The 24,220-nt window shown below is 70.0% G+C and carries 23 protein-coding genes and 1 pseudogene; 12 read left to right on the forward strand and 12 right to left on the reverse strand.

The window, feature by feature from the left end:
- Positions 1–32 precede the first annotated feature (32 nt).
- On the reverse strand, positions 33–2,513 hold the full coding sequence (locus NGH83_RS09115; protein ID WP_251855944.1) for an HtaA domain-containing protein: 2,481 nt from the start codon (positions 2,511–2,513) through the stop codon (positions 33–35).
- 186 nt (positions 2,514–2,699) lie between these two features.
- On the opposite strand from NGH83_RS09115, the gene NGH83_RS09120 reads away from it, so the two are divergent.
- Genes NGH83_RS09120 through NGH83_RS09140 form a run of 5 tightly spaced genes read left to right on the forward strand, consistent with a single transcriptional unit; the run spans position 2,700 to position 6,742 of the window.
- Positions 2,700–3,803 carry a hemin ABC transporter substrate-binding protein gene (locus NGH83_RS09120; RefSeq protein WP_251855945.1) on the forward strand — a complete coding sequence of 368 codons (1,104 nt, stop codon included), beginning with the start codon at positions 2,700–2,702 and terminating at the stop codon, positions 3,801–3,803.
- Positions 3,800–4,888, forward strand: coding sequence for a FecCD family ABC transporter permease (locus NGH83_RS09125; protein WP_371872649.1), 1,089 nt, complete (start codon positions 3,800–3,802; stop codon positions 4,886–4,888). The genes NGH83_RS09120 and NGH83_RS09125 overlap by 4 nt, the downstream gene beginning before the upstream one ends.
- The gene (locus tag NGH83_RS09130; RefSeq protein WP_251855946.1) at positions 4,885–5,673 is read left to right on the forward strand and encodes a heme ABC transporter ATP-binding protein; all 789 of its coding nucleotides are present in this window, start codon (positions 4,885–4,887) and stop codon (positions 5,671–5,673) included. The genes NGH83_RS09125 and NGH83_RS09130 overlap by 4 nt, the downstream gene beginning before the upstream one ends.
- Positions 5,670–6,440, forward strand: a complete 771-nt coding sequence (locus NGH83_RS09135) for a hypothetical protein (protein ID WP_251855947.1) — start codon at positions 5,670–5,672, stop codon at positions 6,438–6,440. The genes NGH83_RS09130 and NGH83_RS09135 overlap by 4 nt, the downstream gene beginning before the upstream one ends.
- A gap of 59 nt (positions 6,441–6,499) precedes the next feature.
- Positions 6,500–6,742 carry a hypothetical protein gene (locus NGH83_RS09140; RefSeq protein WP_251855948.1) on the forward strand — a complete coding sequence of 81 codons (243 nt, stop codon included), beginning with the start codon at positions 6,500–6,502 and terminating at the stop codon, positions 6,740–6,742.
- A 57-nt stretch (positions 6,743–6,799) separates the two neighbouring features.
- On the opposite strand, the gene NGH83_RS09145 is transcribed toward NGH83_RS09140, so the two are convergent.
- Complete coding sequence (locus NGH83_RS09145; protein ID WP_251855949.1) at positions 6,800–8,182, reverse strand: glycine--tRNA ligase; 1,383 nt, start codon at positions 8,180–8,182, stop codon at positions 6,800–6,802.
- A gap of 95 nt (positions 8,183–8,277) precedes the next feature.
- The gene (locus NGH83_RS09150) at positions 8,278–9,384 is read right to left on the reverse strand and encodes an aminotransferase class V-fold PLP-dependent enzyme (protein ID WP_251855950.1); all 1,107 of its coding nucleotides are present in this window, start codon (positions 9,382–9,384) and stop codon (positions 8,278–8,280) included.
- A 55-nt stretch (positions 9,385–9,439) separates the two neighbouring features.
- On the opposite strand from NGH83_RS09150, the gene NGH83_RS09155 reads away from it, so the two are divergent.
- Positions 9,440–9,994, forward strand: coding sequence for an AAA family ATPase (locus NGH83_RS09155; protein WP_251855951.1), 555 nt, complete (start codon positions 9,440–9,442; stop codon positions 9,992–9,994).
- Positions 9,995–10,000: 6 nt separating this feature from the next.
- Here NGH83_RS09155 and NGH83_RS09160 read toward each other — a convergent pair whose 3' ends face one another.
- Genes NGH83_RS09160 through NGH83_RS09170 form a run of 3 tightly spaced genes read right to left on the reverse strand, consistent with a single transcriptional unit; the run spans position 10,001 to position 11,838 of the window.
- Positions 10,001–10,813 carry an isoprenyl transferase gene (locus NGH83_RS09160; protein ID WP_251855952.1) on the reverse strand — a complete coding sequence of 271 codons (813 nt, stop codon included), beginning with the start codon at positions 10,811–10,813 and terminating at the stop codon, positions 10,001–10,003.
- The gene (gene recO / locus NGH83_RS09165) at positions 10,810–11,556 is read right to left on the reverse strand and encodes a DNA repair protein RecO (protein ID WP_251855953.1); all 747 of its coding nucleotides are present in this window, start codon (positions 11,554–11,556) and stop codon (positions 10,810–10,812) included. The genes NGH83_RS09160 and recO overlap by 4 nt, the downstream gene beginning before the upstream one ends.
- 48 nt (positions 11,557–11,604) lie before the next feature.
- On the reverse strand, positions 11,605–11,838 hold the full coding sequence (locus NGH83_RS09170; protein WP_251855954.1) for a hypothetical protein: 234 nt from the start codon (positions 11,836–11,838) through the stop codon (positions 11,605–11,607).
- 7 nt (positions 11,839–11,845) lie between these two features.
- On the opposite strand from NGH83_RS09170, the gene NGH83_RS09175 reads away from it, so the two are divergent.
- Entirely contained in the window at positions 11,846–12,001 is a 156-nt protein-coding gene (locus NGH83_RS09175; protein WP_251855955.1) for an SDR family NAD(P)-dependent oxidoreductase, read from the forward strand.
- 16 nt (positions 12,002–12,017) lie between these two features.
- Here NGH83_RS09175 and NGH83_RS09180 read toward each other — a convergent pair whose 3' ends face one another.
- The 3 genes and pseudogenes from NGH83_RS09180 to NGH83_RS09190 form a co-directional block, all read right to left on the reverse strand.
- A complete protein-coding gene (locus tag NGH83_RS09180; protein WP_251855956.1) occupies positions 12,018–12,683 on the reverse strand; it encodes a DNA glycosylase AlkZ-like family protein in 666 nt (221 codons plus the stop codon).
- A gap of 73 nt (positions 12,684–12,756) precedes the next feature.
- Positions 12,757–13,263, reverse strand: a pseudogene (locus NGH83_RS15345) (DNA glycosylase AlkZ-like family protein); the annotation flags it as partial.
- Positions 13,145–13,522: a nuclear transport factor 2 family protein gene (locus NGH83_RS09190; protein WP_251855958.1), complete on the reverse strand. Its 378-nt coding sequence runs from the start codon at positions 13,520–13,522 to the stop codon at positions 13,145–13,147. The gene NGH83_RS09190 and the pseudogene NGH83_RS15345, both read right to left, overlap by 119 nt.
- 368 nt (positions 13,523–13,890) lie before the next feature.
- Between NGH83_RS09190 and NGH83_RS09195 the strand changes: the two genes are divergently transcribed.
- From NGH83_RS09195 to NGH83_RS09215, 5 genes are all read left to right on the forward strand, one after another.
- Positions 13,891–14,427, forward strand: coding sequence for an alternate-type signal peptide domain-containing protein (locus NGH83_RS09195; protein WP_251855959.1), 537 nt, complete (start codon positions 13,891–13,893; stop codon positions 14,425–14,427).
- Between the two features lie 153 nt (positions 14,428–14,580).
- Positions 14,581–15,936, forward strand: a complete 1,356-nt coding sequence (locus tag NGH83_RS09200) for an RICIN domain-containing protein (RefSeq protein ID WP_251855960.1) — start codon at positions 14,581–14,583, stop codon at positions 15,934–15,936.
- Positions 15,937–15,953: 17 nt separating this feature from the next.
- Positions 15,954–16,856 (forward strand): hypothetical protein, encoded by a 903-nt coding sequence (locus NGH83_RS09205; protein WP_251855961.1) that lies wholly within the window; start codon positions 15,954–15,956, stop codon positions 16,854–16,856.
- The gene (locus NGH83_RS09210) at positions 16,853–17,500 is read left to right on the forward strand and encodes a signal peptidase I (RefSeq protein WP_251855962.1); all 648 of its coding nucleotides are present in this window, start codon (positions 16,853–16,855) and stop codon (positions 17,498–17,500) included. The genes NGH83_RS09205 and NGH83_RS09210 overlap by 4 nt, the downstream gene beginning before the upstream one ends.
- A gap of 10 nt (positions 17,501–17,510) precedes the next feature.
- Positions 17,511–18,170, forward strand: a complete 660-nt coding sequence (locus NGH83_RS09215) for a trimeric intracellular cation channel family protein (protein ID WP_251855963.1) — start codon at positions 17,511–17,513, stop codon at positions 18,168–18,170.
- 220 nt (positions 18,171–18,390) lie between these two features.
- On the opposite strand, the gene leuA is transcribed toward NGH83_RS09215, so the two are convergent.
- From leuA to NGH83_RS09230, 3 genes are all read right to left on the reverse strand, one after another.
- Positions 18,391–20,154 (reverse strand): 2-isopropylmalate synthase, encoded by a 1,764-nt coding sequence (gene leuA / locus NGH83_RS09220; protein WP_251855964.1) that lies wholly within the window; start codon positions 20,152–20,154, stop codon positions 18,391–18,393.
- A 189-nt stretch (positions 20,155–20,343) separates the two neighbouring features.
- A complete protein-coding gene (locus NGH83_RS09225) occupies positions 20,344–22,839 on the reverse strand; it encodes a bifunctional lysylphosphatidylglycerol flippase/synthetase MprF (protein ID WP_251855965.1) in 2,496 nt (831 codons plus the stop codon).
- Positions 22,836–24,128 carry an esterase family protein gene (locus NGH83_RS09230; RefSeq protein WP_251855966.1) on the reverse strand — a complete coding sequence of 431 codons (1,293 nt, stop codon included), beginning with the start codon at positions 24,126–24,128 and terminating at the stop codon, positions 22,836–22,838. The genes NGH83_RS09225 and NGH83_RS09230 overlap by 4 nt, the downstream gene beginning before the upstream one ends.
- Between the last annotated feature and the right edge of the window lie 92 nt (positions 24,129–24,220).

A 24,220-nucleotide genomic window follows, 5' to 3' on the forward strand; every position in this document is an offset into this window, starting at 1 on the left:
GACCCGGAAGTCCTGCCCCACCCCTCCTGCGATCAGGCCGCGGAGCGGACCCGACGGCGGATGACCACGACGGCGAGACCGGCCACGAGCATCGCGAGCGCGACCCCCAGCGCGAGGTCGGCGCGCACACCGGTCGACGCGATCGCGGTGTCGGTGTAGGTGCCGCACGCGACCTCGCCACCCAGCGGGAAGGCGAACGACACCGGGTCGAGCGCAGTACCGGACTGGTAGAACCCGCCGAACGCCTGCGCACCCGTCGAGGTGAGCGTGGCCGAAGCGTTGCTCCACGAGATCTCCGACGACGAGCGGTCGGCCGACGGCAGGGCGAGAGTCGCGAGCACGATGCCGGAGGCGTCGACGTCGGGACCGTTCAGCGAATTCGACTTCACGTCCGCGATGAGCGACGCGGTGTTCGCGCCGGTCACCCGGACACGCACATCCGAGATCTTCAGGTCGAGCTGACCGCCGTGGCCCGTGAAGCGCACGGAGCCGCCGAAACCGACCTGGCCGATCGAGCCGTCGGTGTTGAACGATCCGGTTCCCCCGGTCCAGCGATAGTCGCCGCCGTTCTCGGCGACGCTGCTGAAGGTGACGCTGCCGTTCGCGATGGGACCGCTGATGTACGACCGGAACGACTGCTTGACGCCCCACTCGACCGACGCACCGGACACCGCGCGGGCGACGCACTCCTTCTGCACCGACGCCGGGTCGGCGGAGGGCAGGGTGATCGGCGGGACGACGACCGGCGGGGTGACCGCGGCCGCGGGCCAGGTGAAGTTCAGCGTGACGGCTGCCGGCGGCTTGTTCGCCTGCGCGGGAGTCGTTCCGCTCAGGTAGAAGAAGGCGCGGATGGCCGACGGGACCTCGGCGATGAACTGGTTGGGCCACGCGTCGGCGTACTCACCGGACCAGGTGCCCGGAGCCGTGGTTCCCGCGTAGGCGGGGGTCGCCGTGACCGCGCCGGCGGCACCCGCCGCCGGAGCGCCGGTCGCACCGGTGAAGGTGGCGAAGGTGACGCGCTTCGCGGTGGTCATGGTGTCGGTCGTCATGTCGGCGCTCCAGCTGCCGCGTCCGTCGCGTCCGAGGGTCAGGACGGGGTCGGTGAGCGTGAACTGGGCGGGACTCATGCCGGGGTACGGCAGGACGCTGAGCGAACCGTCGAACTCGATGCGGGCGCAGTTCGCGTCGGCGGTGACGTCGCCGCCCGCGAAGACGAAGGTCTCGCCGTCGACGGTGACATCGCCGGTCGCCGACTTCGTCCACGCGTCGCTGTACACGCTCATGCCCCAACGCGCGGTGGCGCCGGTCGAGCTCGTCGCGGAGCTCGCGGGGGCGCAGACGGCGGTGACCGTGCTGTCGACGATGCGGAAGTTCTGCGCGGTGGCGGTCTGCGAGGCGGCGAAACCGGTCGACGGGACGAACACCGCCGTGATGGCGGTGGCGCCGGCCGCGAGGGTCGTCGAATACGTCGCGACGCCGTTCACGACGGGTGCGGTGCCGAGGACGGTCGAGGTCGTCGAGCCGGCGCGCACGCCGCGGAACTCGACGGTGCCGGCCGCGGTTCCGGTCGTCGCGGTGACCGTGGCGGTGAGGGTCGACGCGGTCCCCACGAACGTGGGTCCTGCGGGCGCGGCCGCGAGCGTCGTGGTGGTGGTCACGGCGGGCGTCGTCGCGGCGGTCACGGAGTGGGTGACGCTCTGCGAGGTGGACGAGGTGAAGGCCGCTGCGTCCGTGGGCGTGAACACCGCACTGAGCTGGTGGCTGCCGACGGTCAGCGCGGTGGCCGACGTCGTCGCGACACCGGACGAGGTCGGGGCGCTGCCGAGCGACGTCGTGCCGTCGAAGAACTCGACGGTGCCTGCTGCGGCGGGCGACACGGTCGCGGTGAGCGAGACGGGGGTGCCCTCGGTCGACGGGGTCGGCGCGGCGACGAGGCTGGTGGTGGTCGTCTGCTGCACGGGGGCCGCTTCGTACGGCCACGAGAAGGTCATCGTGTCGAGGGCGGTGCCCGCGCCGTAGCTGGCGCCGAAGATCTCACCGAGCTTCGCGGTTCCGGTGACCGGCACGTTGGAGTAGGTGAGGACGCCGTTCGCGTCGGTCGGCGTTCCCGCAGTGAACGTGGCGATGACATCGGTGCCGCTTGCGGAGGAGGTGGTCGTGTAGTCGTAATCGGCGGTGATGGTGCCGGCGCCGCTCGAATCGACGGCCACGATGAGATCCGATAGACGGATGTTCGTGATCCCGTGCGCGGGGACGGCCCACGTCAGGTCGCCGGTGTACTCGACGCTGCCGCCGCCGGTGCGCGAACCGCTGCCGGTGCCCCAGGTGTATCCGCTTCCGGTGACGGCGGCGTCGTCAGCGGCGGTCGCCGTTCCGCCGAACGCGGCGACGTAGCTGCGCCAGCTGGCTTTGAAGCCCCAGTCGAGCGTTGCGCCTGAGACGTCGCCGGGGGCGGCGTTCGCGGGCATCGCGGTGACGAGGCCCGCGCCGGTGGCGAGGAGCGCTGCCGTCACTGCCGCGAGCAGTCGGGTCGGGCGCCGTCTGGCGCGCGTGCGTGATGAAGGTAATGACACGAGAGTTCTCCGGTATCGAGAGAGCCCCAGGGGTGGGGGCGGCGCCGGTCGGCGCATGAGGTAAGGCTTACCTCACATAACTTCTATCAGTAAGGTAAGGCTTACCGAAAGACCTGGATCGGATCTATGTCACAGCTTCCTCGGCGAGCGTCGGCTGCGCTCGCATCGCTCGTCGTCGTGCTCGGGCTCGCCGCGTGCGCCCCCGCGTCCGCCACCTCCAGCGGCGGGGAGTCGGTCGACTGCTCCGCAGCGGTCGCCACCCCGCTGTCCGAGATCGCCGAATCGTCGGGCGACGCAACAGGACCTGCGACGGCATGCCTCGTCGACTCCGACGTCCCTGCACCGCAGGTCGCGCCCGAGCCCGAACTGCCCGCCACCGTGACCGACGTGCAGGGCACCACGGTGACCGTCACGGACACGAGCCGCATCCTCGCTCTCGACGTGAGCGGCACGCTCGCATCGACGGTCTATTCTCTCGGGCTCGGCGACAGCCTCGTCGGTCGCGACGTGGCGACCTCTTTCCCCGGCTCCGACGAGCTCCCGCTCGTGACCGGCAGCGGGCACGACCTGAACGGCGAGGCTATCCTCGGCCTCGCCCCGACCGTCCTGCTCACCGACTCGTCGGTGGGGCCCTGGGATACCGTGCTGCAGGTCCGCGATGCCGGCATCCCCGTCGTCGTCGTGACCCCCGAACGCAGCATGGACAACGTCGGCGATCTGACCATGGCCATCGCAACCGCGCTCGGCGTTCCGGAGGCAGGCGAGGCGCTCGTCGACGAGGTCGACCGCCGCCTCGACGAGGTCCAGGACCAGATCGACCGCATTGCGCCCGCGGCGGCCGACGACAAGGTGCGGATGATCTTCCTCTACGTCCGCGGCGCCGCCAACGTCTATTACGTCTTCGGCGAGGGATCGGGCGCCGATTCGCTCATCACCCGACTGGGCGGCATCGACGTCGCGGCGGAGGTCGGCATCGCGAACGCACGGCCGATCACCGCTGAGAGCCTCGTGGCCGCGGCACCCGACCTCGTACTCGTGATGACGAAGGGACTCGCATCGGTGAACGGGGTCGACGGCCTCCTCGAGGCGGTGCCGGCGCTCGCCCAGACCCCGGCCGGTGCCGATCGTCGGATCGTCGACATGGCCGACTCGGAGATCCTCGGCTTCGGACCGCGCTCTCCCGCCGTCCTCGAGGCGCTCGCGCGGGCCATCTACGCGCCCGCGTCGTGACGACGCTCCCCCGCACGGCGGACGCAGCGGCACCGTCTCCCGCACGCACTCGCGGCGGCCGTGCCGTCCTGCTCGGCGGAGCACTGCTCGTCGCGCTCATCGTCGCCGTCGTCGCGTCGGCGGCGTCGGGCCAGCTCGCCATCCCCGCCCGCGAGGTGCTGGGATCGCTGCTCCACGCGGCGGGGATCGACGCCCTGCCGCTTCCGCAACAGCCCGGGGCCGAAGAGACGCTCTGGACGATCCGCTTCCCGCGCGTGGTGATGTCGATCCTCGTCGGGGCCGCACTCGCGGCTTCCGGCGCCGTCCTGCAGGCCGTCTTCGGCAACCCGCTGGCCGAGCCGGGCGTCATCGGCGTCTCCTCCGGGGCGGCCGTCGGCGCTGCGGCCGCGATCGTCTTCGGCTGGAGCGCTGCAGGTCCGTGGACGGTCGCCGCCGCCGCGTTCGTCACCGGCGTCGCGTCGGTGCTCGTCGTCTACCTGACCGCGAGGCGGGCCGGTCGCACCGAGGTCGTCACCCTCCTCCTCACCGGCGTCGCCGTGACCGCCGTCACCGGCGCGGGCCTCGCCCTGCTCACTTTCCTCGGAGACCAGCAGGCACGAGAGCAGATCGTCTTCTGGCAGCTGGGCAGCCTCAACGGATCGCGCTGGAGCGACATCGCGGTCGTTCTGCCGGTCACCGTCGCGGGGGTCGCCGTGTCGGTGCTTCTCGGCCGTCGCCTCGATCTGCTTGCGCTCGGTGAGCGCTCCGCCCGCCACCTCGGAGTGCGCGTCGAGGCGTTGCGCGCGGTGTCCGTCGTCACGGTCGCGCTCCTGGTCGCCGTCGCGGTCGCGTTCACCGGAGTCATCGGCTTCGTGGGCCTCGTGGTACCGCACCTCGTGCGGATGGTGATCGGTCCTGCCCACCGGCCGCTCATCCTCGACAGCGCGATCGGCGGCGCACTGCTGCTCGTCGTCGCCGACCTCGTCGCCCGCACCGCGGTCCCCTACGCGGACCTCCCGATCGGCATGCTCACCGCCCTCGTCGGCGGCCCGTTCTTCTTCTGGCTGCTCCGCCGCACCCGTAACCGGGCGGGAGGGTGGTCGTGACCGCCGCGGTCGTCGCCTCGGACATCGTCGTCTCGATCGGCGGCCGCCGAATCCTCGACGGCGTCTCCGTCGAGGTGCCCGCGGGTCGCGTGCACGCGCTGCTGGGACCGAACGGCGCCGGCAAGTCGACGCTGCTCGCCGCACTGTCCGGCGACCTCCCCGCGGAGTCCGGCCGAGTCGAGATCGTCGGACGCTCCATCGCGCAGTGGCGTGTCCGCGAACTCGCCCGCGAACGCGCGGTGCTGACCCAGGATCACGCGGTCTCTTTCTCCTTCCCGGTCAGCGACGTCGTCACGATGGGTCGTGCCCCGTGGGTCCGCACCCCTCGGGAGGAGGATGACGAGCGCGCCGTCGACGCCGCCATCGCCGCCGTCGAGCTCGATCACCTCCGCGACCGGGCGGTGCCGACACTGTCCGGAGGAGAGCGGGCGCGCACGGCCATCGCCCGCGTCCTCGCCCAAGAGGCCGGCATCCTGCTGCTCGACGAACCCACCGCAGCCCTCGACCTGCGACACCAGGAGCAGACCATGCGCCTCGCGCGGCGGGTGGCATCGGGGGGCGGAACGGTGATCGTCGTCGTCCACGACCTGACCCTCGCCGCGGCCTACGCCGACCGGGTGACCCTGCTCGCCGAGGGCCGCGTCGCCGCCGAGGGCACTCTCGACGAGATCGGCGCCGACCTGCTCGGCGCCGTGTACGACCAGCCGGTCGAGTTCATCCGCCATCCGTCCAGCGGCTCCGTCATCGTGCAGCCGATCCGCCCCCGTCTCGAGGACCAGCCATGACATTCCGTTCCGCCCGCCGCATCGCCGCACTCTCCGCCCTGCTCGTCGCCGGGATCGCCGTGCTCACCCCGGCCTCCCCCGCCCTCGCCGCCGGCACCGTCGACGCGGTGGCGCCCGACGGCAGCCGTCTGACGGCCGCCGCCGACGCGGAGACGGTGCTGACGGTCTCGGGTTCCGGCTTCCAGTCGATTCCGGCGGGCTTCGGCGGGATCTACGTCATGTTCGGCACCGTGTCGGGCGATTCCTGGCAGCCGAGCGCCGGGGGTGAGTCCGGCATCGACTACCGCTACGTGAACGACGACCCCGAGTCGCCCGCCGGCTTCCAGCAGTTCATCGCGTTCCCCGGCAGCTCGACCGAGGCCGAGGCGTCCGGCGGCACGATCTCGCCGGAGGGCACCTGGTCGGCCACCATCACCATCCCGGGATCCGCGCTCGAGGTCACCGATTCGAGTGGTGCGGTGTCGCAGCTCGACTGCCTCGTCGAGCGATGCGGCATCATCACGATCGGCGCCCACGGCGTGGTCAACGCGAACAACGAGAGCTTCACCCCGGTCGTCTTCGAGGCGGCCGCGACCCCCGAGCCGACGACCCCGGCGACGCCCGAGCCCGCCGCCGAACCGACGCCGGACGACAGCGCAGTACCGGTCGCCGACGTCGACGGATCCGACCCGATACTGCCTCTCGTCGTCGGGATCGCCGTCATCGTCGTCGCCGCCGTCGGCGCGGTACTCGTCGCGCGGCGCCGGGCGCGTCGCACGCAGGCCTGAGCGGACAGCCGATCGCGTCGTTCAGCCGCCGTTCACCCGGCTGAGCGACGCTTCGGCGCATGTCGATGTCAGATCCGTTCCTCCCCGTCGATCCCGAACGTCCCGAGGTCGACGACGACCGCGACGTGCACGAGGGCGCGGCGGACGAGCCCGACGAGCTTCCCGACGCGGCCGTCGATGAAACCGGCGTCGACGAGTCCGAAGACGAGCTCCACCCGCACGCGTCGGTGTTCCGCACCTCTCACGCGGGCGAGCGCCTCACGGCGGGCGAGCTCGAGACGGATCTCGACACCGAGAGCTGAAAAGAGAAGGCGTCGGGACCGGATCGGTCCCGACGCCTTATCGCGGCATGCGACTGCTCAGGAGCCGATGAGGCGCTCCGCCAGGTAGCCGTGCAGACGGTCGAGCGAGACGCGCTCCTGCGACATCGTGTCGCGCTCGCGGATCGTGGCCGCCTTGTCGTCGAGGGTCTCGAAGTCGACGGTGATGCAGAACGGCGTACCGATCTCGTCCTGACGGCGGTAGCGGCGGCCGATGGCGCCGGCGTCGTCGAAGTCGACGTTCCAGTCGAGACGCAGGTCGGCGGCGAGCTGCTTCGCGACGGGCGAGAGCTGCTCGTTGCGCGAGAGGGGCAGCACGGCGGCCTTCACCGGCGCGAGGCGACGATCGAGGCGCAGCACGGTGCGCTTGTCGACGCCGCCCTTGGTGTTGGGCGCCTCGTCCTCGGAGTAGGCGTCGACGAGGAAGGCCATCAGCGAGCGGGTGAGACCGGCGGCGGGCTCGATGACGTACGGAGTCCAGCGCTCGTTCTTCGTCTGATCGAAGTAGCTGAGGTCGGTGCCCGAGTGCTTCGAGTGGGTCGACAGGTCGAAGTCGGTGCGGTTCGCGACGCCTTCGAGCTCGCCGAACTCGCTGCCCTGGAAGCCGAAGCGGTACTCGATGTCGACGGTGCGCTTCGAGTAGTGCGACAGCTTCTCCTTCGGGTGCTCGTAGAGCCGGAGGTTGTCGGGGTTGATGCCGAGGTCGGTGTACCAGGCGAAGCGCTGGTCGATCCAGTACTGGTGCCACTCTTCGTCGGTGCCGGGCTCGACGAAGAACTCCATCTCCATCTGCTCGAACTCGCGGGTGCGGAAGATGAAGTTGCCGGGCGTGATCTCGTTGCGGAAGCTCTTGCCGATCTGGCCGATGCCGAACGGCGGCTTCTGACGCGCCGCGTTCAGCACGTTGTTGAAGTTCACGAAGATGCCCTGCGCCGTCTCGGGGCGCAGGTAGTGCAGGCCCGCCTCGTCGTCGACGGGGCCGAGGAAGGTCTTCAACAGACCGGAGAAGCCGCGGGGCTCGGTCCACTGGCCACGGGTGCCGCAGTTGGCGCAGACGATGTCGAACAGGCCGTTCTCGGGCGCGCGACCCTTCTTCTCCTCGTACTCCTCCTCGAGGTGGTCGGCGCGGTAGCGCTTGTGGCAGACGAGGCACTCGACGAGCGGGTCGCTGAAGACCTCGACGTGGCCGGACGCCTCCCACACCTTGCGGGGCAGGATGACCGACGAGTCGAGGCCGACGACGTCTTCCCGACTGCGCACGACGGAACGCCACCACTGGCGCTTGATGTTCTCCTTGAGCTCGGTGCCGAGCGGACCGTAGTCCCACGCCGACCGCGAACCGCCGTAGATCTCACCGGCCTGGAAGACGAAGCCCCTGCGCTTGGCGAGGGCGATGACGTTGTCGAGACGGGAGGCGGCCACGAGAGCTCCTGAGGTAGGGCCGGTCTGGCTGACCGGCCGATGCTGTGAAGGCTGTTGAAAAAGACGGCGCTGTCGGAAAAAAGCGCCCGGCCAGTCTACCGACGACGACGCAGCGCCATCTCCCGCCTCCTCCGTCCGGTCCGCCGCAGCGCTCCGGCCTCGTGCAGGACGGCGGCGACGCGGTCAACATCCGACTCGTCGTTCCACAGGTGGAACGCCGCGCGCAGCCTTCCCGCGCGCCCCGAGACGCGGATCCCCGCCGCGATCAGCAGTGCGAGGTGCGCGCCGTCGGGATCGGGCCAGGTGACGATCGCCTGATGCTGCTCGTCGATGCCCAACGCATCGCAGAGCATGTCACCGAGGCCGCTCGCGCGCTGCCACACCTCGGCGATGTCGAGTCCCCCGAACATCGTGATCGCGGGCTCTGCTCCCACCCACGCCTGCCACGCCGGAGAGACATCGAAACGCCGCGCATCGGTGGCGAGAGACATGGCGGGCCCGTAGCAGTTCGCCCACGGGTCGTCGCCGGCGTACCAGCCGGCCTGCGTCGGGACGAGCAGGTCGGCGAGTCGCGAGCGGAGGGTGAGGAAGGCGACTCCGCGCGGCGAGCACAGCCATTTGTAGCTGTGGCAGATGGTGGCGTCCCAGGGCGATGCGTCGACCGGGAGCACTCCGACGGCCTGGGTGGTGTCGCAGAGCGTCAGCACGTCGTGACGCCGGGCGGCCTCGAGGATCGCATCGGTGTCGGCGATCCGTCCCGTCGCCGACTGCACGAGCGAGAACGCGACCAGCCAGGTCTCGTCCGTCAGCGCGTCGGCGAGCGCGTCGAGTTCCACGGCGCGAAGCCGGATGCCAGGACGCGCGACGAAGGGGAACTCGATCGACGAGAAGTCCCCCGCCACGACGACCACCTCGGCGCCGTCCGGTGCGGCGTCGGCGATGAGACTCGTAATCACCGACGTCTGCGATCCGATCGCGACCGCCTCGACCGGGACCGCCACGAGGCCCGCGTAGGCGGCACGGGTCCGGGCGATGACGGCGTCGTATCCCTGGGGGTCGCGGTCGGCGGCGTACCAGGCGGCGAGGTCCGCGGTCATTGCGGCGACGCTGTGTCTGGTCGGCAGCCCGATCGACGCGACCGCCAGGTAGCCGCGGGGGTCGGCGAACTGGTCGATCGCGGCGGTGAGCGCGTCAGAGGTCATGCCCCATCCTCACTCCGAGAGCGGCGCGCCACCAGGGTTTCGCTAGCATGAGCCGGTGCCGAGGGGCGAGACCGTCGAGCCCGCGGAGCCGGGACGGGTGCTCGTCGCGGGCGTGACCGGCGTCGGCAAGACGACCCTCGCGAAGACGATCGCCGAGGCGATCGGGTCACCGTACGTCGAGCTCGATGCGCTGTACCACGGCCCGCAATGGAGCTACCGAGACAGCTTCCTCGACGAGGTGGCGGAGATCGCGACCACGGACCGCTGGGTCACCGAATGGCAGTACGCATCCGCCCGCCCGATCCTCGCCGACCGCGCGCAGCTGCTCGTCTGGCTCGACCTGCCGACCCCTGTGATGCTCTGGCGGCTCGTCCGGCGTACGATCCGGCGTCGGCTGCGCCGCGAGGTTCTCTGGAACGGCAACCGGGAGGCGCCGCTCTGGCACTTCCTGACCGGCAGGGACCATGTGCTCGCCTGGGCCCTGCGCTCGGGCCGCACCTATCGCGAGCTGGTGCCGCAGGCGGCGGCCGCGCATCCCGGTCTCACCGTGGTGCGACTGCGGACGCAACGCGAGGTCGACCGCTGGCTGCGGACACTTCCGGCAGGGTGACGCGCCTCAGCCTGCCGCATTGGCCGCGTCGGGAGCGTCGACCGCTCCCCCGAACCGTCGGTTGCGTGCCGAGAAGAGCTCGATGCCGCGCCACAGGTCGGTGCGGCTGAAGTCGGGCCACAGCGTGTCGAGGAAGACCATCTCGGCGTAGGCGGCCTGCCAGAGCAGGAAGTTGCTGGTTCGCTGCTCCCCCGAACTGCGGAGGAACAGGTCGACGTCCGGCATCTCGGGCTGGTACAGGTGGCGGGCGATGAGGCGCTCGGTCACGCCCGACGGCTTGACGCGGCCGGCGGCGACGTCGTCCGCGATGGCACGGACGGCGTCTGCGATCTCGGTGCGCCCGCCGTAGTTCACGCACATCGTGAGCGTGAGCACGTCGTTGCCCGCCGTGAGCTGCTCGGCGTACTGCAGCTCCTTGATGACCGATCCCCATAGACGCGGCTTGCGCCCCGCCCAGCGCACGCGCACCCCCCACTCGTTCAGCTGGTCGCGTCGGCGGTGCAGCACGTCGCGGTTGAAGCCCATCAGGAAGCGGACCTCCTCCGGCGAGCGCCGCCAGTTCTCGGTCGAGAACGCGTAGACGCTGAGGTGCTTGACACCCGCCTGGATGGCGCCCGCGACGACGTCGAGCAGCGCCGCCTCCCCCGCCCGGTGCCCCTCGACCCGGGTGAGTCCTCGCGCGTTGGCCCAACGGCCGTTGCCGTCCATCACGATGGCGACGTGGTTCGGGACCTCCGGGAAGGCCGGCGGATACACGTTCGTCCAGTCGATCGGCCGATAGGGCACCGCGTCGCGATGGGTGAACGGCTTCGGTGTCACAGGGAGGATCCTCTCGTGGGCTCCCGGTCGACGTGCTGCAGCGAGCGCAGCCCCCGTTCCAGGTGCCATTGCGTGTAGGCGGCGACGACTCCGCTCGCCTGCGAACGGGTGCGCTCATCGGCGTCCTCGGCGTGACTCCAGTCGCCGGTGAGGAGCGCGGCCAGCAGCTCGACGACCTCGGGCTTCAGCCGAGGCGTGCCAGGCGGGGCGACCTCGTCGGCGACGACCCCGCCGAGCTGCACCACGAAGGCGCTGTGCGGGCCGGGGGCGCCGGTGACGGCGCAGTCCGAGAAGCTCGGCGCCCATCCGGCGATCGACAGGGCGCGCAGCAGGTACGAGTCGAGGGTCAGCGTCGGACCGTGCTCGCGCCGTGACAGCGATCGGAGGGCCCCGACGAGCAGCAGGTACTGCTGCAGCGACCCTTCCGTCTCGGTGATCCGGTCGGCGGTTTCGACCATCGCATTCGCCGCGGTGTACGCGGCGTAGTCGCTCGCGATCGTCGCGCCGTACGAGGCGAGCGACTCGGCCTGCGTCACCGTGTCGAGGCTTCGCCCCTCGTAGAGCTGCACGTCGACGACCATGAACGGCTCGAGTCGCGCACCGAACTTCGACGAGGTGCGCCGGACGCCTTTCGCCACGGCCCGGATCTTGCCGTGCTGTCGCGACAGCATGGTGACGATGCGGTCCGCTTCACCCAGCTTGTGGGTGCGCAGCACGACCGCTTCATCTCGGTAGACCGGCACCAGTCAAGTATCCGGCCTGCGCGGCCCGGCATGGCGGGGCGGCGCCGGTCAGTCGCCGACCGGCCGTTCCCACCACTCGGCGTTGCCGCGCAGCAGCAGCTGCACCAGCGCCTCCTGGTCGAGGCCGCCGGGGTCGAGCAGCCAGCGCTCGATGCCGGCGACGGTTCCCGCGGCGGCGATGGCGGCGTACACCCCCGCCTCGACCCGCCAGATGTCCTCGCGCGGGTCTCGGGCGGGCGCGATCTGCGGGTTGCGGAACTTCCTCGGCACGCGTGCGGCCATCCCCTCGATGCCCACGGCGGGCGGCGGCTCGATCATCGACATCTCGTCGTGCACGGAACTCGTCTCGACGCCGTTCAGCAGCGACTACACGACGAGCGAGTTCGCCGTACGCGACTTCGGCAAGGCGGCGGCCACGGAGGTCGCCACCGATCGGATCCGGTGAACTCGGTGCACCCGGGCTACGTCCGCACGCCCGTCCTCATCCAGGACGCCTGAGCCGACTCGTCCGAGACAGGAGCCCGAACGCTCGGGCTCCCGTCGCCCGTGAGAAAGCGTTCGACGCGCTCCGACTCGAGCCGCAGCAGCTCGAGATCGAGCGCGGGGTCGGCGAACGGCTGGGTTGCGACGTCACCGTCGCGGGCGGACCAGGTTCCGACGATCCTGCCCGGCTGCGCGAGAGTGGGCGACGCGATGCCGTTCGACGACATCACCTCGAGCCAGCGCGCGGGATCGATCGACAGGGAGCGGTCGCGGTAGCCGAGGAGGAGCTCATCGAAGGCCGGCAACAGCTGGAGCTCGGCAGGCGCTCCGCCCGGACGATCGACGGCGGGAACCCACCACGTCACGCCGTCCCGCTCGTAGCGCTCGACGCGACCCGCGGACTCCGCAGCTGCGAACGCGCGTCTGGCGGCCCCCACGGTCAGCTTCGTCCACCAGCACAGATCGGCGACGGTCGCGGGCCCGTGCCCCTCGGCGTATCTCGCCGCGAGCTCGGCGAGAGCCTCGTCGCCCTCGAGGACGCGGGGCGAGCGGATCCACTCGTCGGCGAGCACGAACCGATGATCGCGCGGTCCGGCGGGTGGTCCGGCAACCAGGGTCCCGGTCTGGGAGAGCCACCAGATCACGTGATATGCGCATCGCGATGCCTCGCCGCTCGAACGCGGAGATCAGCTCGGCCCGGGTGAGGGCGCCACCTCCCGTGAGGTCTTCGACGGCGATCTCGCGCATCCGCTCGAGCAGCGGGATTTCGAGGCCGAGCTGCGCCCGCCGTCGGCTCGCGTCGCCCATGATGCGATCGTTCGTCAGTCGCTGCACCCAGCCGATGTCCTCGGCGGCGACGACGTGGAGCGTGCCGCGCATCGGCCACGACCGCACGATGAGACCGCGGTCGAACGCCGCACGGACGTCGTCGCGGGTCGCGCCGGCGCGGAGTCCGAGGGCCCACTGCGCCGAGACGGGGTCCTGCCCCTGTACCGCGAGGAGGTGCCGAGCGACCGCCGCGACTCGGTCGGCGCCATCGGCCGGGGCGTCGAGGGGACGGCTGAGCAGCAGTGAATCGAGCCGCAGCCGGAGCAGATCGGCGGCGTCAGGCGGCGATCGGGGCCGCCTTCGCCTCGTCGAGCGACTCGTATCGCAGGATGCTCGAGATCTCGCCGTCGCGCAGACCGAACGCCGTGTAGAGACGCTGAGGCGCCTCCTCCGCACGGTCGGCGTTGCCGGGCCACGTGACCTCCTGTGCGACGACGATGCCGCCCGGGATGTCGTAGGCCTCCTTCGGCATCAGGCGGATGCCGGACTCCTCCACCCACCGTCGCAGCTCGCCGCGGCCGCGAGATTCGCCCTCGGGTCCGCCGAGGACGACGTCTTCGGCGCACGCGGCGGCGGCCGCATCCGCATCCCGCGCATTAACCGCGACATGCCAGACGACGATGACGGAATCGAGGGTTGAGGTTTCGAGAGCCATGGGTCAAGGGTGCCTCACGCCGCCCCGCCCCGCCACCAAAGTGGCCAGAAGTTCTCGCTGAGAGAAACCGCGAACTCTCCCCAGTAAGTAGACAGTTCTGTCTGTCGGTAAAACGACCCACTCGAGGGAAGCTTTGATGAAAAATATGGCCTTTGAGCAGGCATTTTTATCGTATGCGTATGTATGGGATCGGTGCCACATGCTTTTCTGAATGACCCCCGTTTTGGGTTCGTCCCCCGAGTTGTCCCCCACAATGCGGACACGGCATGATGTTTGAGGGGGACAGCAAGACCACGCACTGGGCTACCCGGTTCCCCGCCCACCAAGTCGGCTATCAGCCGCACCACCCGAACCCAAGAGGAACTGAAATGAACAAGCTCATGAAGGGTGCCGTCGCCGGCGCCGCTGGAATCGCCCTCCTCCTCGGAGGCGCCGGAACCTTCGCCGTCTGGAACGCCGAAGCCTCCCTTCAGGCCGCCACCATCAAGTCCGGCAATCTCGCCCTCACGGCGAACACCGACGGCGTGTGGAAGGACGGCAGCACCACCGTCAACCTGGCGACCTACAAGATCATCCCGGGTAAGACCCTCACCTACACGCAGACCCTCGACGTGATCGCCGACGGCAACGACCTCACCGCCACGCTGACCAACAGCGGCGTCACCACCTCCTCGAACACCATCACCGGCCTCACTACGTCGATGAGCGTCGAGAAGGTCAGCGGCTCCAACCTCACCGTGGGCGGCACCAACGGCAGCACCATCGCCGTGACCAACGGTGGAACCACCGCCGGCAAGATCAAGGCGACCGTCACCGTCACCTTCCCCTCCTCCTCGACCGAGGGCAAGTCGGGCACCGCCGTCATCACGGCGCCGACCTTCACGCTCACGCAGACCACCGCCTGAGCCGCTTCACCACCTCGGGTCGCCCAGACCCGCAGCTGAGCTACACCTAGCAGATCCTCGCATCGGAATACATCCGGGCCGGAACCCCTGTCCGGCCCGGATGTACCGATGCGTACCCGAAGAACCGACCCTCCACCCGAGAAGGGAGTCAGCATGCTCGCGCGTCACCGTGAACCTCGTCGCCGAAGCACCGGCTGGCTCACCCTCATCGCCGCTATCGTCGTGACGGCCGCCCTCGGCAGCGCCGGCGGCACCTACGCGACCTGGTCTCAGCAGACCAAGATCCTCACCTCGTCGACCACGTCGACCATCAAGGCGGCCACGCCGGCGGTGAGCATCGCCGGCTTCACCACCAACGGCGGTACCTACGCCACGGTCGGCGCGGTCAAGACCGCGCCGCTCACCGTGACCAACACCGGCGACGCCACCCTCACCAGCACCACGGTCTCGGCCGCGCTCGCGTCCGGCTCCGCGACCGTCGCGAACGCCTTCGACGTGGTGCGCTGGGGCCCGGTCACCGCGGCCTCCTCGTGCACGGCGAGTGCACAGCCCGGCTCGTACACGAACGGCAACTACGCCACCGTGCTGAAGTTCTCGGTGGCGAGCCTCGCCCCCGGTGCCTCCGCCATCTACTGCGTGCGGACCAAGCTGACATCGGCGACGAGCGGCACCGCGAACATCATCCTCACCGCCACCGGGACCGTCACGACGAACTGGAAGGCGACCGGAACGAACTCGGCCACTTTCACCGCCCAGACCGCCGACACCGTGGCGCCCACCGCGCCGTGGGAGCCCTGGCAGCCATGGACCACCACCATCACCGGCACGACGGTGGGCCTCGGCTGGTCCGCAGCGAACGACAACGTCGGCGTCACCGACTACGAGGTCTACCGCAACGGTGTCCTCGTCGGCACGTCGGGTGGCGCCACCAGCTTCACCGACAAGTACCTGAAGCTCGGGACCACCTACACGTACACCGTGCGGGCAAAAGACGCCGCGGGCAACTTCTCCGCGATGTCGACGAGCGTGTCGGCGACGACCGCCACCTGGGTCGATTCCAACGAGTCCTACCGGATCAACAACGTCCAAAGCGGACTCTGCATCCAGATCGACGCCTTCTCGAACGGTAGCCCGATCAAACAGCAGCCGTGCGCGGCCGACGGGACCGACCGTCAGACCTGGAAGTTCAACGACACGGGGAACGGCAGCGGGAGCTTCTGGATCATGCCGCGCAACGGCAGCCCGATCGGATTCGACGTCAACCTCGACAACGGCACCACGCGCGGCATGGGCGACTACGTCCCGGTGCAGGGTTGGAGCTACGGCGGATCCACCAACCAGCAGTGGAAGGTCGAGGCAACCACGCCCGGCAACTTCCGTATCGTGTCGGTGCTGAGCGGGAAGTGCCTCGACGTCCCGAACGCGCAGTCGACGGCCGGCCTGCAGCTGCAGCAGTACACCTGCAACGGAACGAACGCTCAGAACTTCACGCTCACGGCGGTCAGCTGATGCGCCGGACGCGTCGAATGGCCGCCACGGGGATCGCGATCGCGGGCCTCGTGGCGTCGCTCGTCGCACCCGTCACCGCCGCGAACGCCGCTGAGGAGCCGTTGCTCCTGAGCTCGGACGGCGTCTCGTGGTCGGCGTCGCTTCACGGCGGGCTGTTCAGCGAAGGCATTACCCTCATCCCCGGCGGAGCGTACTCGGACGTCCTCTGGGTCAAGAGCACCGTCGCCGGCGACCATGAGATCTCGGCGTCGCTCTGCGATGCGACGGCATCGTCGCCGGCTTTCGCCGACTCCTTGTCCCTCACCGCGACGACTCAGGCGGGCGCCGAGGCCGCCCCCGCTCGCTTCACCGCCGCACCCGCGAGCGGATCGTGCATCGATCTCCTCCCCGCCGAGGCGCTACGGACGGGCATGGCGTTACCGATCACGCTGACGCTGCGCATGGCGGCGGACGTAGTGAACCTCGGCACCGTCGACTCGAGCGCCGGTTTCAGCGTCGGATTGACCCTGCAGGACAGCATCGGCGGCGGCGTCGCGCCGACGCCCGGCAACGACGGCTCGGGGGCACTGACACCGAACTCTTCGGGGTCGGGATCCGCTCCGACCGCCGTCCGCGGCCCGACGACCGGGAAACCCGACGCCCGTACCGACGCCGACGGGTCCGTCTCGGCGACCGATCTCGCCACCCCGTACACGGTCCGCATCCCCGACGGCCTTGGCGACGTCGACACGCGCGCCTTCCCCGCCGAACCCGCTCGCGGCGCTTACCCTGGGCCCGGGTCAGGGGATCTCTCGCTGGAACCCGTCGTCTTCGGCGGTGTCGCGATCCTGCTCGGCGTGCTCGCCGGCATGTTCTTCCTGATCCTCGCCCGCCGCCGGCGCCGCGATGAGGATGAGGACGAGGCGGCACCTTCGACATGACGCGGCGACAGCGCGAACGGCCCGACAAGCGTGAGCGCGGCGTACTGCACTACCTCTGGACGGGCTTGAGCGCCGGTGTGCTCGCCCTGGTCGTCGCCATCGGACTCGCCGCGGTCGTCGTCCCCATGGTGGCGGGAGCAACTCCCCTTACCGTCCTCACTCGGTCGATGGAGCCGACACTGCCGCCCGGCACACTCGTCGTCGTCAGGCCGACCCCGGTCGATCAGATCCGGATCGGCGATGTCCTCACCTATCAGATCGAGTCCGGCAAGGCCGACGTCATCTCGCACCGGGTGATCGAGGTGCGCTCCGGCTCCGACGGCCTCACGACCTTCATCACCAAGGGCGACAACAACGACGCCGCCGACACCGAGCCAGTGATCCCCGCCCAGATCAAGGGCACCGTCTGGTACAGCATCCCGTGGATCGGGTATGTGAGCGTCAACCTGGTCGGTGCGAACCGGTCGTGGCTCGTGCCCGCCGCCGGCGGTGCGCTGCTCGTCTACGCGGTCGTCATGGTCGTGCTCGGACTGTTCGGCAAGAAGGGCACCGCGCGCGGTGGCGGCAAGCGGCCGAAGGGCGAGCGGGCCCGACACGCGGCCGACCCCGCGCCGCAGAGCTCGGAGCCGCAGCAGAAGTCTTAGGGTTCGTGGAGTGACATCCGCGATCTCGATCCCCCTCTGGACCGACCTCCTGGCGGTCGCCGTCGGCGGGCTGCAGGGAGCGATGCTCGCCGGTGAGCTGCGCACCCGCCGTCTCGATCTGCTCGGCGTCGCGATCGTCGGCACGGCGACGGGGCTCGGCGGCGGTCTGCTGCGCGACATCTTCCTCGGGGTGCCGGCCGTCGCGCTGAGCACCGACTGGTACCTGCCGGTCGCGGTGGTCGCATCCCTCATCGGCATGCTGCTGCAGCAGGTGTTCTCGAAGGTCGACTGGGCTGTGACCGCGCTCGACGCCCTGACCATCGGGCTGTTCGGGGCGATCGGTGCGTCGAAGGCGCTCTCGCTCGGTCTGCCGGTGATCCCGTCGATCTTCATTGGCGTCGTCTCGGCCGTCGGTGGCGGTGTGGTGCGCGACGTGCTGCTCGGCGTCCCGATCGCGCTCATGCACGTCGGATCGCTCTACGCGGTCGCCGCCGGAGCGGGCACGGTGCTGCTGGTCGCGCTGGAGCGGTTGGGCGCTCCGATCGAGGTGGCCGCGACGACGTGCGTGGTGGCGACGACTCTGATCCGCATACTCGCGGTCCGTTTCGGTTGGAGCCTCCCCGAACAACGCGCCCTCGCCCGCCTCGGCTTCCCCCGCCGCCCCCGTTAGATCCGATATTGCGGGCACAGACGCACGTTCCGGCGCGGCGTGTCGCCCGGAACGTGCGTTCTCACCGCCGCGCGGTGCTGACCGCAAGCTCAGGGAACTCCGGGCCGAGCTGACGCGGGTGAGCGTCGCCGGATCCGGCCGCATTCGGCTCCGCTGAGAACGCACGTTCCGGGCACGATGGGTATGCCGGAACGTGCGTTCATGCCCGCAATATCGGATCTCAGGTGAGGGCGAGGGTGACCTCGTCGAGGATGTCGGCGCGGATGGCGCGGTTCACGCTGGAGACGATCGCCTTCAGCGACGCCGTGCTGCTGTCGGGGTCGATGCCGACGCCCCACAGGCGCTTGCCCATGACCTCGAGCTCGACGTAGGACGCCGCATACGCGTCGCCGGATGCGGAGAGGGCGTGCTCGACGTAGTCGTACAGCTTCACCTCGAAGCCCTGCTGCTGCAGCACATCGAGGAACGCCGCGATCGGGCCGTTGCCGGTGCCCTCGACGTCGAAGACGTCGTCACCGACTCGGAGGCTCGCCTGCAGCGACACGACCCCGGTCATCTCGCTCGCGGTGCGGGTGCGCATCAGCTCGAAGCGTCCCCACTTGTCGGCGTCGCGTGCGGCGGGCAGGTACTCGTCGGTGAAGATCTCCCAGATCTGCTCGCTGGTGACCTCGCCGCCCTCGGCGTCGGTCTTCGCCTGCACGACCCCCGAGAACTCGATCTGCAGTCGACGCGGCAGGTCGAGAGCATGGTCGGTCTTCAGCAGGTACGCGACCCCGCCCTTTCCGGACTGCGAGTTGACGCGGATGACCGCCTCGTAGGAGCGCCCGAGGTCCTTCGGGTCGACGGGCAGGTACGGCACCGCCCATTCGGTCTCGTCGATGCTCACGCCGGCGTCGCGCGCCGACGCCTCCATCGCCTCGAAGCCCTTCTTGATCGCGTCCTGGTGGCTGCCGCTGAACGCGGTGTAGACGAGATCGCCCGCCCACGGGCTGCGCTCGTGCACGCGCAACTGGTTGCAGTACTCGGCGGTGCGACGGATCTCGTCGAGGTCGGAGAAGTCGATCTGCGGGTCGATGCCCTGCGTGAACAGGTTGATGCCGAGCGCGACGAGGTCGACGTTGCCGGTGCGCTCCCCGTTGCCGAACAAGCAGCCCTCGATGCGGTCGGCGCCCGCCAGGTAGCCGAGCTCGGCGGCCGCGATCGCGGTGCCGCGGTCGTTGTGCGGGTGCAGCGACAGGATGATGTTCTCGCGATGCGCGAGGCGGCGCGACATCCACTCGATCGAATCCGCATAGACATTGGGGGTCGCCATCTCGACCGTGGCAGGCAGGTTGATGATCACCTTGCGCTCGGGCGACGGCTCGAAGATCTCGATGACCTGGTTGCAGATGTCGACGGCGAACTCGAGCTCGGTGCCGGTGTAGCTCTCGGGCGAGTATTCGTAGTAGACGGTGGTGCCGGGGATCGTCTTCTCGAGCTCACGGCAGAGGCGCGCACCCTCGAGCGCGATGTCGACGATGCCCTGACGATCGGTGCGGAAGACCACGTCGCGCTGCAGGATGCTCGTCGAGTTGTACAGGTGCACGACGGCCTGCTTGGCGCCGTGCAGCGACTCGTAGGTGCGACGGATCAGGTGCTCGCGCGCCTGCGTCAGCACCTGGATGGTGACGTCGTCGGGGATCGCGTCCTCTTCGATGAGGTGACGCACGAAGTCGAAGTCGGTCTGGCTCGCCGACGGGAAGCCGACCTCGATCTCCTTGTAGCCCATGCGCACGAGGAGGTCGAACATGATGCGCTTGCGCTCGGGGCTCATCGGATCGATGAGCGCCTGGTTGCCGTCTCGGAGGTCGACGGCGCACCAGCGGGGTGCCTCGGTGATCCGCTTCGCGGGCCAGGTGCGATCGGCCAGCTCGACGTCGAACTGCTCGGAGTACGGACGGTAGCGATGCACCGGCATCGCGGAAGGCTTCTGGTTGTTCTTCATGAGGTTTCTCCACGGTCTGTCTGCGACGAGGGTCATCCCGATACGGGATGCAGGCATCAGCGACTCCGCGACGGGGAGGCCTGGAAGAACTAGACCCCGTCGCGGCGACTAAGAAGGAGGCCGTGAGGAAGCATCAGCGCAACCATAGCATCGTGGCGCCGGCGTCCTCCCGGGAGCCGTGATCGCCGGTCACGGAGCGGGAGCGTGTTCGAGCCGCGGTTCCGTCTCCGCGGGCCTCGCTGCCCGGCGCATGAGCGACATCACCTGAGGAACGGTCATCGACGGCAGGTACGACCGCATCAGCGCCATTCCGACCGCGGGAAGCACCAACGGGTCGGGGTACGCGATCGACAGCGGCCGGAAGTCCGGGCTGAACTTCTGCTTGAACGCGAGCAGCGTCCGGAAGCCGTAGAACGACTCGAGGCGGCGGCCGACATAGCCGAGCACGTGCGCGGCGACACCCTGATCGGTGGCGGTCTCGGCCACCCGAGACAAGGGCGCCGCCGACAGCGAGACGAACTCCCGCTCCTCGCGGGCGGCACGGTGCACGGTCTCGGCGATGAGGAACTCGGTGACACCGTTCATCGACTCGGGCCGCCGCCGCATGAAGTCGAGGGTCCAGCCGATCACCCGGCCGTTGCGGTAGGTGGGCATCCAGCTGGTTGCGGCGAGCACGTGCCCGTCGGCGTCGACGGCCAGCATCAGACGCACTTCCGCGTCGTCGAGCTCGTCGACCCCGCCGAGGGTGAAGCCCATCTCGGGCAGGCCCCGGCCGGCGACCCACTCCTCGGAGATGCCGGCGATCTGCGCACGCATCGGTCCGGATAGGTCGGACCACCGCGTCCACACCGCGACGACGCCGAGTTTCGCGGCCCGGTTCGCGGAGGTGCGGATGTCCTTCCATCGCCTCCCCGCGAGCGAGAAGGTGGCGGGTCGGAGGACGGCGTCGTCGCCGATCTCGGTGCTCGACCAGCCGAGGGAGTCGAGGAGTTCGCGCACGTCGGCCGAGACGCTGTAGAACGCGGGAACCCACCCGCTCGCGTCGCAGTGCGCGATGAAGCCGCGCACGGATCCCGCCCAGGTCTCGGGCCGGCCGATGGGTCCTCCCGTCGTGACGGCGACACCGGAGACGACCCGGTAGGCGACCGCTCCCCTGCCGTCGGCGGAGAACCAGTAGGAGTTGCCCTGCCAGGTGGCCATGTGGGACAGCGATCCGCTCGCCCCGTCGCGCAACAGCGTGCGCACGCGATCCAAATCGCTGGTGCGGCCACCTCCCGCGACGTCGGCGATGAGGACGGCGCTCGCGATCAGGAGGATCGACCAGAACAGTGCGCCGACCCCCGAGTAGACGAGTGCTGCGACGGGACCCGCCGGTGCGAATTCGAGGGCGCGAAGGTGCAGGAAGCCGGCCGGGACGAAGCGCTCGGGCAGGTCGATCAGAAGCGACAGCAGGGTCACCGGGGGTCGGAATTCACGGGCGCTCGCGAATCCGAGCAATACGTACAGGGCTGCGGAGACAGCCGCTCCGACACCCGCGGTGATCCAGAACCGCCGGATCGCCCGCCGACGTGGACGTCCGGGGAAGCGGCCGAGGTTGATCAGCAGCGCGACGCCGAGTCCGAGTGGGATCAGCACCGACAGCAGGTCGGCGATGAGGTTCGCCCGACCGGCGGGATCGGCGGCCAGCTGCCCGGCGTCCGGCAGCAGCCGGAGAACCCCGTCGTAAAGCGCGGCGAGGCCGGCGAGCAGGAACAGCACCGAGATCGCGAGCCACGCCGCCGCTCGTCGCCCGCGCAGCAGCCCCAGCACGCAGAGGCCGAGGAGCGCGAGCGGCAGGACGGCGACGAGCACCGCCCCCACGCCGTCGACTCGGGTGAGCGCCAGCGCGCGCACGCAATCCGCGGTCGCCACCGCCGCGTCGCAGGCAGCCGGATCGATCGCGCCCGGCGAGAACAACTGCGCGAGTGGGTGGAGGGGTCCTCTCGCCGCTCCGGTGATCATGGTGATGAGCGGACCCGCTGCGACGAGGGCGACGAGCCCGGCGAGGAGGGCGCGGGCCTCGTGGTGCGAGCTGCGGCTGAGGCGCAACGAGTGCCGCGACGGGGCGAACGCCATACCGACGACGACTCCGGCGAGACCGGCGCAGAGCCGGTACACGTCGACGGCGTTCGCCGAGTACAGGACGAACACGAGCAGCACCGCGACGCCCCCGACGCGGAGGCGACGACGCCACAGGTGGTCGGTGAACGCCGTGGCCGCGAGGGCGGCGCCGATTGCCGGGGTCAGCGGGTCGAGGACGACGTCGACGGAGCTCCGGTCGGCTCCGGCGATCATGGCGGCGAGGGTGACGAGACCCTGCCCTGCCACGACACCGAGCAATCCGGTCAGCACGTACGCTCCCAGCGCGCGCCCCGATCCCATGACCCGCTCGCTCGCGCCGAGCAGGATGAGGACGCCGAGCAGGCCGACGACGAGCGGCAGCAGACCGTCGGCGACGAGCCCGGCGGTGAACGGCGAGAACACCGACGCACCCCCGACGAACGCCGCGGGTCCGACGCCGAGCGCGTCGCGCACGCCGGCGCTCGCGCCGCCGACGGCCCCGGTGGCGAGCGTCACGGTGAGCACGGTCGCGAACACCGCGAGCGTGACGACCTGCCGTCGCGCGACGGCGATGAGCCGCCTCATCCGATTCCCCATCGGTCGAGGAGGGCGGCGACGGCGGATGCGAACCCGAATCTGGCCGTGTTCCAGTCATGGCCGGTGCCCGGCGACACCGCCCGGAACACCGACATGCCCGCATTCTCGGCAGCGGCGGAAACCGCCTGCATGTACGCAGAGTACTGAAGGTCGTGCTCGCCCGCGACGAAATAGGCGACCGAGTCGACGTAGGGCGCCTGCGCGTCGAGCAGCGCGATGGGCGTCTCCGCTCGGTAGGCGTCGGCGTCCCCGCCGAAGCCGTCGTCGATCGTCTTCTCCGGTGAGCCGAGACTCGGCGCCTCTTCACCGGAGACGTCGATGATCGAGCCGAAGATCTCGGGGTACGCCGCGCCGAGCTGGATGGCGCACGTGCCGCCCTGCGAGAATCCGGCGATGGTCCACGACGTCCGGTCTGTCGCGACAGGGAGTGTGGATCGGATCCAGTCGGCCACGTCGACGGTGAGGTAGGTCGCCGAGTCGCCGGCCGCGCCGTCGACGCACATCGGGTTGCGCGACGGATCTCCGAGCTGATCGGGAACGACGACGATGGGTGCGACGCCGTCGTGCCGCGCGGCGATCGAATCCATCAGCGCATCCATGCCGCCCGCCGAGAAGACGTCGGTCGGCGTGCCGGGCTGGCCGGACAGCGCGACGATGACGGGGAGGCGCGGCGGTCCGGCGACCAGGGCTGCGGGCGGCAGATAGACCGCGGCCGGCCGAGGCGCGAAGGCGGCCTCGACCGCCGGGATGTCGACGACTCCGACCATGCCGGTGTCGGGGAGGTCGGCGGGCGCGGTCCAGTCAGCGAGCGATCCGCCCGCCCGCTCCGGCGGCACGAACGCCTCGCCGTAGCTCGTGCCCAGCGCGTCGCCCACGGTCGGGTACTGCCCGAAATCGACGTTGATCGTGAGGAAGAGGCACCACGCGGTGAGCGCGGCGAGCACCGCGCCGAGCACCGCCCGCCACCATCGCGCGAAGACCAGCGTGGCGAGTGCGATTCCGAAGGCGGCGAACGCGATGGTGTCGGCGATCCGCACCACCCAGGTCAGCGAGACTCCGAAGATGTTCAGCACATCGCTGAGCAGCAAGTTGACGACGGCGCCGATCACGGCACCCACCAGTCCTGCCCCTGCGACGATCAGGAAGAAGCGCTTCGCGGGGAGACGGATGCCGTAGCGGGGTACGAGGAGCGCGAGGGCGAGCGCACCGGCGAGCACGAAGCTCGCGATGAAGAGCGGGCCGTCGACGATGCTGACGGTCGACACGAAGTCAGCCATCAGCCTCCTCACAGCGCGTTCGCCGGTTCTTCCGACACCGACGATGCTATGGCGACCGGACGCCTGTTCGGTGCTCCCCCGCCGACGTCGCG

It is taken from the genome of Herbiconiux sp. L3-i23 (assembly GCF_023734115.1).
Taxonomy (GTDB): Bacteria; Actinomycetota; Actinomycetes; order Actinomycetales; family Microbacteriaceae; genus Naasia.

What these genes read in the sequence shown, in the direction of transcription:
- NGH83_RS09120 (WP_251855945.1), top strand. Translation starts at nt 2,700, where the DNA reads ATGTCACAGCTTCCTCGGCGAGCGTCGGCTGCGCTCGCATCGCTCGTC.
- NGH83_RS09135 (WP_251855947.1), top strand. Translation starts at nt 5,670, where the DNA reads ATGACATTCCGTTCCGCCCGCCGCATCGCCGCACTCTCCGCCCTGCTC.
- NGH83_RS09140 (WP_251855948.1), top strand. Translation starts at nt 6,500, where the DNA reads ATGTCGATGTCAGATCCGTTCCTCCCCGTCGATCCCGAACGTCCCGAG.
- NGH83_RS09150 (WP_251855950.1), bottom strand. Translation starts at nt 9,384, where the DNA reads ATGACCTCTGACGCGCTCACCGCCGCGATCGACCAGTTCGCCGACCCC.
- NGH83_RS09170 (WP_251855954.1), bottom strand. Translation starts at nt 11,838, where the DNA reads ATGGCCGCACGCGTGCCGAGGAAGTTCCGCAACCCGCAGATCGCGCCC.
- NGH83_RS09175 (WP_251855955.1), top strand. Translation starts at nt 11,846, where the DNA reads ATGCCCACGGCGGGCGGCGGCTCGATCATCGACATCTCGTCGTGCACG.
- NGH83_RS09190 (WP_251855958.1), bottom strand. Translation starts at nt 13,522, where the DNA reads ATGGCTCTCGAAACCTCAACCCTCGATTCCGTCATCGTCGTCTGGCAT.
- NGH83_RS09195 (WP_251855959.1), top strand. Translation starts at nt 13,891, where the DNA reads ATGAACAAGCTCATGAAGGGTGCCGTCGCCGGCGCCGCTGGAATCGCC.
- NGH83_RS09200 (WP_251855960.1), top strand. Translation starts at nt 14,581, where the DNA reads ATGCTCGCGCGTCACCGTGAACCTCGTCGCCGAAGCACCGGCTGGCTC.
- NGH83_RS09205 (WP_251855961.1), top strand. Translation starts at nt 15,954, where the DNA reads ATGGCCGCCACGGGGATCGCGATCGCGGGCCTCGTGGCGTCGCTCGTC.
- NGH83_RS09210 (WP_251855962.1), top strand. Translation starts at nt 16,853, where the DNA reads ATGACGCGGCGACAGCGCGAACGGCCCGACAAGCGTGAGCGCGGCGTA.
- leuA (WP_251855964.1), bottom strand. Translation starts at nt 20,154, where the DNA reads ATGAAGAACAACCAGAAGCCTTCCGCGATGCCGGTGCATCGCTACCGT.
- NGH83_RS09225 (WP_251855965.1), bottom strand. Translation starts at nt 22,839, where the DNA reads ATGAGGCGGCTCATCGCCGTCGCGCGACGGCAGGTCGTCACGCTCGCG.
- NGH83_RS09230 (WP_251855966.1), bottom strand. Translation starts at nt 24,128, where the DNA reads ATGGCTGACTTCGTGTCGACCGTCAGCATCGTCGACGGCCCGCTCTTC.